Source organism: Halorubrum sp. AD140 (assembly GCF_034497445.1).
Classification (GTDB): Archaea; Halobacteriota; Halobacteria; order Halobacteriales; family Haloferacaceae; genus Halorubrum.
In genome coordinates, this window is record NZ_JAXRUU010000278.1 from 1 (window position 1) to 1,139 (window position 1,139).

At 72.9% G+C, this 1,139-nt stretch carries 1 protein-coding gene and 1 pseudogene; both read left to right on the forward strand.

All coding sequences use genetic code 11. The annotated features are described in order from the left end of the window. Positions 1 to 135: 135 nt before the first annotated feature. Positions 136 to 786: an HVO_2922 family protein gene (locus U4E84_RS18170; protein ID WP_322533469.1), complete on the forward strand. Its 651-nt coding sequence runs from the start codon at positions 136 to 138 to the stop codon at positions 784 to 786. 88 nt (positions 787 to 874) lie between these two features. After that, positions 875 to 1,139 (forward strand): annotated as a pseudogene (locus tag U4E84_RS18175) (DNA primase); the annotation flags it as partial.

The following is a 1,139-nucleotide window of genomic DNA, read 5'->3' on the forward strand; positions in this document are numbered from 1 at the left end:
GCGTGCGCGCGGGCGAGACGATCATCGCGGAGCGGCCGGACGCCGAGTGACGGGCGACGGGGCGGCCGTCTCCCCGCGGACCCCACCTCGGTTCAGGCATACGCTTTTCTTTCACGGCCGTGACCGTTCCCTCGTATGTCAGAGGATACCATTCACGAGTCGAAGCGGTCGCGGACCCGACAGGGACTGGCCACGTACCTCCGGCGAATCGCCCGGGCGCTGGGGCGGGGCGAACCGGTCCCGGTCGACGACGCCGGCACGGTGACGGTCGACGCGGGCGCGACCGGCGACGTCGAGGTCGAGCTCGAACGCGAGGACGGGACGGTCCACTTCGAGATCGAGATGGAGTGGCCCGACGAGGCGGCCGCGATCGACGAGGACGCGGCCGCGAGCAAGGCGACGTTCGAGCTGTACGCCGACAGCGCCGACCAGTTCCGCTGGCGGCTCCGCCACGACAACGGCAACATCATCGCCGACGGCGGCGAGGGGTACAGCGACAAGCGCGACGCCCGCTCGGGGATCGAGAGCGTCCAGCGGAACGCGCCGGGCGCGCACGTGATCGACGTCTCCCGCGACGAGGAGGCGCCCGACGAGGGGGGCAGCGACGCGACGTTCGAGCTGTTCCGCGACAACGCGGACGAGTACCGCTGGCGGCTCCGCCACGACAACGGCAACATCATCGCCGACGGCGGGCAGGGGTACGCCTCGAAACAGAAGGCGAAACAGGGGCTCCGGAGCGTCAAGTCGAACGCGCCGGGCGCGGCCGTCGAGGAGACGGACGAGTAGCCGTCGCCGGTCGGCTCCCCGCTCGCGTCGGCCCGACCGACCGCGGACCGCACCGCTTATTCGCCGGCCCTCACTACCTCGGGCCGACATGGACGCGCTCGACGCCAAGTACCCGTTCTTCGCGAGCGCCCGCGAGGCGGTCGCCGAGGCCGCGGTGTCGCTGCCGGAGCTCGTCGCGGCCGACGCCCCGGCCGTCGAGCGCGCCCGCGAGCGCGTCGAGCGCGCCCTCCTCGAGGGGACCGTCGCCGCCGAGAGCGGCGCGTTCCCCGGCGAGTCGGCGTCCGACGTGCAGGCCGAGTTGCTCTCGTACCCCGTCGCGCGGATCCTCGTCTCGCTGCTCGACTCCGAGCCCG